This window comes from Phocaeicola sp. (assembly GCF_048170425.1).
Classification (GTDB): domain Bacteria; phylum Bacteroidota; class Bacteroidia; order Bacteroidales; family Bacteroidaceae; genus Phocaeicola.
This window is the reverse complement of record NZ_DBEXBB010000204.1, coordinates 1-8,737: the sequence shown is the minus strand read 5'-3', so window position 1 is coordinate 8,737 and position 8,737 is coordinate 1. Positions and strand designations below refer to the sequence as shown.

The 8,737-nt window shown below is 47.1% G+C and carries 7 protein-coding genes and 1 pseudogene; 5 read left to right on the top strand and 3 right to left on the bottom strand.

Annotated features, from left to right (window positions below):
* Window positions 1-133: 133 nt before the first annotated feature.
* A complete protein-coding gene (locus ACMJ0U_RS08120; protein WP_417129470.1) occupies window positions 134-982 on the bottom strand; it encodes a helix-turn-helix domain-containing protein in 849 nt (282 codons plus the stop codon).
* 85 nt (window positions 983-1,067) lie between these two features.
* On the opposite strand from ACMJ0U_RS08120, the pseudogene ACMJ0U_RS08115 reads away from it, so the two are divergent.
* The 3 genes and pseudogenes from ACMJ0U_RS08115 to ACMJ0U_RS08105 all read left to right on the top strand — a co-directional run bounded on the left by ACMJ0U_RS08115 (window position 1,068) and on the right by ACMJ0U_RS08105 (window position 3,443).
* A pseudogene (locus tag ACMJ0U_RS08115) lies at window positions 1,068-2,011 on the top strand (DMT family transporter).
* Between the two features lie 222 nt (window positions 2,012-2,233).
* Entirely contained in the window at window positions 2,234-3,058 is an 825-nt protein-coding gene (gene lgt, locus ACMJ0U_RS08110; RefSeq protein WP_417129472.1) for a prolipoprotein diacylglyceryl transferase, read from the top strand.
* On the top strand, window positions 3,051-3,443 hold the full coding sequence (locus tag ACMJ0U_RS08105; RefSeq protein ID WP_417129468.1) for a 2-amino-4-hydroxy-6-hydroxymethyldihydropteridine diphosphokinase: 393 nt from the start codon (window positions 3,051-3,053) through the stop codon (window positions 3,441-3,443). The genes lgt and ACMJ0U_RS08105 overlap by 8 nt, the downstream gene beginning before the upstream one ends.
* Here the strand turns inward: ACMJ0U_RS08105 and ACMJ0U_RS08100 are convergent.
* Together ACMJ0U_RS08100 and ACMJ0U_RS08095 are read right to left on the bottom strand one after the other, a co-directional pair.
* Window positions 3,425-4,213, bottom strand: a complete 789-nt coding sequence (locus tag ACMJ0U_RS08100; protein WP_417129466.1) for a hypothetical protein — start codon at window positions 4,211-4,213, stop codon at window positions 3,425-3,427. The genes ACMJ0U_RS08105 and ACMJ0U_RS08100 overlap by 19 nt on opposite strands.
* 137 nt (window positions 4,214-4,350) lie before the next feature.
* Window positions 4,351-5,790 carry a tagaturonate reductase gene (locus ACMJ0U_RS08095; protein WP_417129465.1) on the bottom strand — a complete coding sequence of 480 codons (1,440 nt, stop codon included), beginning with the start codon at window positions 5,788-5,790 and terminating at the stop codon, window positions 4,351-4,353.
* A gap of 312 nt (window positions 5,791-6,102) precedes the next feature.
* Between ACMJ0U_RS08095 and uxaC the strand changes: the two genes are divergently transcribed.
* Together uxaC and ACMJ0U_RS08085 are read left to right on the top strand one after the other, a co-directional pair.
* Entirely contained in the window at window positions 6,103-7,509 is a 1,407-nt protein-coding gene (gene uxaC / locus ACMJ0U_RS08090) for a glucuronate isomerase (protein WP_417129463.1), read from the top strand.
* A 286-nt stretch (window positions 7,510-7,795) separates the two neighbouring features.
* Complete coding sequence (locus tag ACMJ0U_RS08085) at window positions 7,796-8,641, top strand: MBL fold metallo-hydrolase (RefSeq protein WP_417129462.1); 846 nt, start codon at window positions 7,796-7,798, stop codon at window positions 8,639-8,641.
* Window positions 8,642-8,737 lie beyond the last annotated feature (96 nt).

Below are 8,737 nucleotides of genomic sequence, written 5' to 3'. Positions count from 1 at the left end.
CTCCACGAAAAACATAGAAGTTTCCAAAAGGTTTTCCAGTCAATCTTCTGACGCTTGAAAGTATTATGCCCTTTTAGTTGAGACAAGCGATATTTACGACACTCTGGGAGTAATACAAAGGTTGATAAATGATTCATTTTTCAGACGCATGCATCTTCCGATACTGCATAGGAGTTACCCCATGATGTTGCCGGAAAAGCTTGTTCAAATAGCAGGAGTCTATGTACCCCATCCGACTGGCTATCTCCTTGACGCTCATACGGCTGCCTGTCAACAGTTCCTCTACCCGCTTCAAACGGCTCTTGGATACATAGAGCCTGAAATCTTCCCCAAAATTACGTTTGAAAAAACGCCCTATGTAGGTAGGTGACAAACGGAATTTCGCAGCCAGCACGCTCAAGCGCAATTGTTCCGGCTGGTCAATATGCTGTTCTATATAAAGCAGCAGATGCTGTGCCTTATCTTCTTCCGGCGCAATCCCAGTGTCGGGCAAATGAAGTCCCCTGACTGCCAGCAGGATAAGACTGTCCACATAATTCAACCACAACATCTCCGACAAGGAACGCTTGTGTGAAACCTCCCCGACCAGCAATTCCACCTGCTGACGAACGGCTTCCTTATCGGGCGACGAAAGTTCCATCTGGAAACCTGACTGTATTTCGAGGGCATGCCCTATGTAGCGGCCGATACAGTCGAGTACATAATTCTCCGTAAACCGGATAAAGACATAGCGACTATGCGTACGGATGGTGTACAAATGTATCCGGTTGGGAGGTACCAGAAAAAGGTCACCCGCCTCATAGGTATGCCATTCACGCTCGCTCCCCATCGTGTGCGCGCAGAAGTCGCCGCTTCCTTCCAGGATATATGTCATCTCAAAGAACGAATGCTGATGTTCCCCTATCGGAAACTCATCGTGCTCTCTCAAGAGAATCTCCACCTGCTGATACAGATTTTCCTTCCACATAGTCGTATTCTTCATGATTATAGCACAAAAGTACAATTTTTCTCCTTCAGACCTTTCTAACTTTGCAGCACTTTTTTGAAAATCATCAAACGAAGAATATATGGAAAAATTTTGCTGGAAAGGACATGCTTCCATGCTGGGAGCAAATACAATGTGGGGACTGATGTCTCCTCTCTCTAAATTACTTATGGCTGGTGGGGCTGTTACTCCGCTGGTGGTTACAGACCTCCGCATTGGAGGAGCCATGGTGTTGTTCTGGATTGCTTCTTTCAGAAGCCGGAGCACGTCAACCATAAAGACCTGATTACGCTGTTCTTTGCCTCTCTCTTTGCCATCGTGTTCAATCAGGGATGCTTTATCTTCGGCGTGAGCCTGAGTTCACCGGCCGATGCTTCCATCATCACCACGAGCATGCCGCTGTGGGCCATGCTGCTGGCAGCTTTCATCCTGAAAGAACCGATTACCGGCAAGAAAGTGCTGGGCATTGCCTGTGGGGCGAGCGGTGCCTTGTTGCTCATCCTTGGAAGCAGCCAGAACCAGCCGGCCGCCTCGTCTGCCAGCCATACGGCAATATGGGGCGATTTGCTGGTCTTGTTCGCACAGTTCTGTTATGCGTTCTACATTGTACGCTTCAAGGATTTTGTCAACAAATATTCGCTCATCACCATCATGAAGTGGATGTTCACCTACTCTTTTATCTGCACAATTCCCTTCTCTGCCAGCGATTTGATGAACGCAGACTGGGGCGGACTGAAGGCGGTGGAGATTAGCAGCCTGACCTTTATTGTAGTAGGTGCCACCTTCATCAGTTACATGCTGATTGTGGTGGGACAAAAGAATCTCCGTCCTACAGTAGCCGGTATGTACAATTATATCCAGCCGCTTGTGGCTTGTATCGTAGCCGTATGCTGGGGAATGGATTCCTTTAACACGACCAAAATCATTGCCGTAGTGCTTATTTTCGGTGGGGTGTATCTGGTGACTTCCAGTCGTAGCCGGAAAGAAATGGAAGCTTACAAGCAAGCGCATTCGAAACAAGAATAGTGTCACTCACCTTTCACAACCTTTGGATAAGCTAGGAAGCGGTTCGGGAAAGCCCAGCTGAAAAACTACGTTTTTCGCTTGGCTCTCCTCTCACCTTTCACTACCTTTCGATAAGTTAGGATGCGGTTCGGGAAAGCCCAGCTGAAAAACTACGTTTTTCGCTTGGCTCTCCTCTCACCTTTCACTACCTTTGCCGCATACTTAAAAATTAAGGGAAAAATGATGGAATTACTTTATATACACTGGAACCCAGATCCGGCTTTGTTCCACCTCGGCAGTTTTACCCTCCGATGGTACAGCGTGTTATGGATAATCGCTATTCTGGCCGGAAGCCAGGTAGTTTACCATTTGTACAAGCAAAAGGGACTTCCGCTGGACACTTTCCAGACGCTGTTTACCTATAGCTTTATCGGAATCTTTGCCGGAGCACGGCTGGGGCACTGCCTGTTCTACGACCCGCAGTACTTCCTGAGCCACCCGCTGGAAATCATACTGCCGGTACATTTCCTGCCACAAGGCGGATGGGTGTTTACCGGATATGCCGGACTGGCCAGCCACGGAGGTACGCTGGGACTGATTCTGGCACTGGTTCTTTTCTGCCGGAAAACCAAGATTCATTTCCTCGACATTTTGGACATGATGGGCATAGCCGCACCACTGGCTGCCGGATTTATCCGACTGGCCAACCTGATGAACTCGGAAATCATCGGAATGCCGTCGGACGTGCCCTGGGCGTTTATCTTCGAACGGGTGGACATGCAGCCCCGTCATCCGGCACAGCTCTACGAAGCATTAGCTTATTTCCTGTTCTTCCTGGTGATGACGGCCATCTTCCGGAAGAAAAAAGACAACGTACGGAAAGGGTTCTATTTCGGCTTGTGCATCACCCTGATTTTCACCTTCCGCTTCTTCGTGGAGTTCCTGAAAGAAAGACAGGTGGACTTTGAGAATGTGCTCCCTATAGACATGGGGCAGATTCTGAGTATTCCTTTCATCATCGTAGGACTGTATTTCGTATTCCGTAAAAATCATTCCGCCCATGTGTGACACAGCTGCCTCTCATACCTGCCTGCTCTGCATGGGTTCCAACCAGGATGCCCGCCTGCACCTGAAAAATGCGGAAAAGGCATTGCAACGCCTCTTTCCGGAAATTGAATGGGGAGAAATCGTAGAAACCGCGCCGGAGAAAATGGAAAATCCGCAACCGTTCCTGAACCGTGCCGCACGTTTCTGCACCTCACTGGCCATGACGGAGGTGCGAAGCATCCTGAAGCAAATCGAACAGACAAACGGACGGACTCCAGACAGCAAAAAAGAAGGACGCATCCCGCTTGACATCGACCTGCTTTCCTACGACCAGCAGGTGCTCAAACCGGAGGACTGGCAGAAAGAATATGTACGTCTGGCTTTTCGTCACGCCAGTTTCACGTAACCCAAACGGGTATAACGCACTCCATGCGACTCATATTGTGACATGACTTTGGCCGAAAGCAGATGCAGGAACTCCTGCGGTTGTATCTGACGGCTGCGGCAACTCAAGGCATTCGGTGTCAGACTGCGGGCACGGGCCTTGACCAGGAAGGTAAAGCGATTACCGTCACGGTCGGCAGCCAGCACATTCTGGTCGACAAAGAAATCAGGTTTGTACGTATCCACCTGAAGCCGCACGTTCAGCACCGTGACCTGCAAATCTTTTAACACCTCTCCCACCTTCCCGACAAAACGGCTCACCGAAGCAATACGCGGCTTGCGTACGGTCAGTTCAAAATGTACCACGGCAAAACGCTTGGCCAGCTCCACCACCCGTTCGTATCGTGGATTGGTAGGCTCAAACTTATTGGCCAGCCAGAGCATGTAAGAAGGGTCAATGTAATAAATCTCAGCCAGGTGCTTTCCCTTGTATTTACCGAAAGGCATCAAGTCGTCCAGTGCCCCGTAATAAGATTCAAACAACGCATTGTCTGCCGTTTCCAGCCGCACATTGCAGTTCTGCAACATGGAGAAGGCACGGGCACAGGCCGCATCCAGCGTCACGCCTAATGTGCGGACAAACAGATAAGAATGGGGAGAGAGAAATTCGCGCCACAAGGCATAATACGGACGATATTCCGTGGCCATACTGATGAGATAGGCACCGTTTTCGCGCGTACGTCCACGGTTGAAAAGTTCCAGCTCCTTTTGTACTTGTGCGGTGATTTCCATAGTTTCCCTCCTGCTTTGAAAAGCAAGATAAACAAAAAGAGCCAAAAACACAAATTTAAACAAACAAAACGGGAGGAAACAGCTTAAAACAAGCCTTTCCTCCCGTCTGATGAATATGGAATTCTAACAATTAATCGTTACAGAATGGTTTTCACTGTTTCCAGCATACCTTTTTCCTGAATGCTGTCCAGATTCTTCTTCACGGCTTCTGCCAGTCCCGGAATCAGGTTCAGGTCCTCGCCCCAGATAAAGGTTGCGCCCAGCACGCCTTCAGTCACTTTGGCCGTATCACCCGTAGCCCACAACCGTGTCAGCAAGTCCATGATTTCCTGCGCGTCATTGGGCACGATTTCTGCACCGTCAGCACGTACACCGCCCTTGTAATAGGTCATGATGGCAGCCAGTCCCAATACCAGTCCTTCGGGCAACTTGCCCTTGCGTTCCAGGTAAGTCTTCAATCCTGGAAGATCGCGTGTCTGGTATTTCGGGAAGGAGTTCAGCATGATAGAAGTCACCTGATGGTCTACAAACGGATTGTTGAAGCGTTCCAGCACATCATGCGCAAATTTTTCCAGTTCCGCTTTCGGCAGATTCAGGGTTTCCATCAGTTCCTCAAACATCACCTTATGGATAAACTTTCCTACTACCGGATGCTGGCAGGCATCGCGCACGATGTTGATACCCGAGAGGTAAGCTACCGGAGAAAGCACGGTGTGCGGTCCGTTCAGCAAAGTCACTTTCCGTTCGTGATACGGTGCTTCCGATGGCACAAAGAGTACATTCAGTCCGGCTTTGTCGGCAGGGAACTCAGCTGCCACTTCCTGCGGTGCTTCAATTACCCACAGATGGAAGATTTCGGCCTGCACCACCATGTTGTCATCGTATTGCAGCTTTTCCTTGATAGCCGCAATATCCTTGCGCGGGAATCCCGGTACAATGCGGTCTACCAACGTAGCATATACGCCACAAGCTTTCTCGAACCACTGTTTGAAATCATCTCCCAAGTTCCAGAGCTCGATATACTGGTAGATGGTTTCCTTCAACTTGTGTCCGTTCAGGAAAATCAGTTCACACGGGAAGATAATCAGCCCCTTCGACATATCTCCCTGGAAGGTCTTATAACGATGATACAAAAGTTGTGTCAGCTTTCCCGGATAAGAAGAAGCCGGTGCATCTTCCAGCTTGCAGGAAGGATCAAAAGTGATACCCGCTTCAGTTGTATTGGAAATCACGAAACGCATTTCCGGCTGTTCGGCCAGCTTCATGAACTCTTCGAACTGACTGTAAGGATTCAATGCACGGCTGATTACATCGATCATTGTCAGACTGTTCACCGTTTCCCCTTTATCCAAACCCTGTAGATTGACGTGATAAAGACAATCCTGTGCGTTCAGCATGTCAATCATTCCTTTCTCGATGGGTTGAACCACCACTACACTGCTGTTGAAATCAGCCTTTTCGTTCATGTTGTAGATAATCCAGTCTACAAACGCACGAAGGAAATTCCCTTCGCCAAACTGAATGATTCTTTCCGGACGGACCGTTTTCCTAGCGGTCTCTTTGTTTAATGCTTTCATATTATATCTTTAATAACAATATTGTTGTTTATATAGTCATTTTGTCGCAATTCTACTCTCAAAAGTCCGCAAGAGGACATATAAGCAATTGTTTTTCATTAAATTACGTACTCACTCACGGATTTAAATTTCATAAATGAGTGTTGCAAAGGTAATAAATATTTTGTTATTCCAAATAAAATTTCTACTTTCGTGTTCGATAACGGATAGGTATTCGATATTTTATGTTGCCCAACATAAATAAATTGTAACCTCTCTATCAGGAACAACACTATTTGACAATAACTACAAAACCTAAAAATACAGTTTATCATGAAGAAATTTATGGATGAAAACTTCCTGTTGCAAACTGAAACCGCACAGAAGTTATATCACAATCACGCAGCTAAAATGCCGATTATCGACTATCACTGTCACCTGATTCCGAAAATGGTAGCCGATGATTATCAATTCAAATCTATTACTGAAATCTGGCTGGGAGGCGACCATTATAAATGGCGTGCCATGCGAAGCAACGGAGTGGAAGAACGCTACTGTACCGGAAAAGACACTACTGACTGGGAAAAATTTGAAAAATGGGCTGAAACCGTTCCGTATACATTCCGTAATCCGCTTTATCACTGGACACACCTGGAACTGAAGACTGCTTTCGGCATCGACAAGATTCTGAACCCGTCTACTGCCCGCGAAATATTTGATGAATGTAATGCCAAACTGGCTACTCCCGAATATTCAGCCCGCAACCTGATGCGCCGCTATCATGTAGAAACAGTCTGCACAACCGATGATCCGGTAGATTCACTGGAATACCATATTGCCACCCGTGAAAGCGGTTTTGAAATCAAGATGCTGCCTACCTGGCGTCCGGATAAAGCGATGGCAGTAGAGGTGCCGGCTGAGTTCCGTGCCTACGTAGAAAAACTGGCTGAAGTGAGCGGTGTCAGCATCTCTAACTTTGACGATATGATTGAAGCTCTGCGCAAGCGTCACGCTTTCTTTGCAGAACAAGGCTGTAAATTATCCGACCTCGGTATCGAAGAGTTTTATGCAGAAGATTATACCGACGCAGAAATCCGTGCCATCTTCAACAAGGTATACGGCGGTACAGAACTGACACACGAAGAAGTCCTGAAGTTCAAATCGGCCATGCTGGTGGTATTCGGCGAAATGGATTGGGAAACAGGCTGGACACAGCAGTTCCACTACGGCGCCATCCGCAACAACAACACTAAGATGTTCAAGTTGTTGGGACCTGACACAGGCTTTGATTCTATCGGTGAATTCACCACAGCCAAATCCATGGCAAAATACCTGGATCGCCTGAACTCAGAAGGAAAGCTTACAAAAACCATTCTCTATAACCTGAACCCCTGTGCCAACGAAGTAATCGCCACCATGTTAGGCAACTTCCAGGATGGTTCTGTTCCAGGAAAAATCCAGTTTGGTTCAGGCTGGTGGTTCCTCGACCAGAAAGACGGCATGGAAAAACAAATGAACGCACTTTCTCTGCTGGGATTACTGAGCCGTTTCGTAGGTATGCTTACCGACTCACGTTCCTTCCTTTCTTATCCGCGTCATGAATATTTCCGCCGCACACTCTGCAACCTGTTAGGCAAGGACGTAGAAAACGGAGAAATCCCCGAATGCGAAATGCCGCGTGTACAGCAAATGGTAGAAGACATCTGCTACAATAATGCCAAGAATTTCTTCCAGTTCTAAAAGTTTCCGGCACATCTAAAAACAAATAAAAACCGCTTGCAAGGCTGTTCCCTTCCGGAACAGCCTTGCTTGATTTCTACCTTTCCCCTTTCGCCAGCTTCTTCACTCATCCTTCACTTGCTTCTCATAAGGCAAAATGCGGTTTGTCTCTCCTCTCACCTTTCACTATCTTTCCATAAGACAGGAGGCGGTTCGGAATAAACAAACCTGAAAAACTTTGGTTTTCGTTTGTCTCTCCTCTCACCTTTCACTATCTTTGCGTTCCTTTAGCAAAAAAAGAGAGAAAATGACAGTAAAATTTATGAGTCTGGCCAGTGGCAGCAGCGGAAACTGTTACTACCTGGCTACTGACAACACCGCTATATTGGTTGATGCAGGTATCGGTATCCGCACCATAAAAAAAGTATTTAAGGAACGTATGCTCAACCTTGAAGATATACAAGCTGTTTTAGTTACTCATGACCATGCCGACCACATCAAGGCAGTAGGACATCTGGGAGAAAAACACGGGATTCCAGTGTATGCCACTCCGGAAATACATGAAGGTATGAAGCACAGCTACTGCATGACAGAGCGGTTAAGGCCCGAACATACCCGCTTTATTCAGAAGGAAGAAATTTTCAACGTAGGTGATTTCAACATCACCTGCTTCGAAGTTCCTCACGACGGAACCGACAATGTAGGTTACTGTATTACGGCTGACAACAAAACCTTCTCTTTCCTGACTGACATCGGACATATTACTTCCACTGCCGCACACTTTATACAGCAGGCTGATTACCTGATACTGGAAGCTAACTACGATGACAGCATGCTTCAGATGGGGCCTTACCCACAACATTTGAAAGAACGCATTGCCGGCCCGAACGGACACATGAGCAACCATGAAATGGCCAACTACCTGAGCCATCACTTCCCTCAGAGCCTGAAACATTTATGGCTCTGCCATCTGAGCAAGGACAACAACCATCCAGAACTGGCTCTCAAAACTGTGGAGATGGCATTCCAACAGGAAAATATCATCGTAGGAAAAGACGTGGAAGTGACTCCACTGAAACGGACCACTCCTTCTGAAATATATATTCTGGAACATTACTGTCCACTAAAAATCGCGAATAGCTCTTTGAAATAATTGAATTACAGTTTGTTACAAGAGGTTTCCTTGCGCAACGATTTGAAATCATAACTTTGCAGCCTTAACTTAGGTTGCATATGAATAAAGACAAAT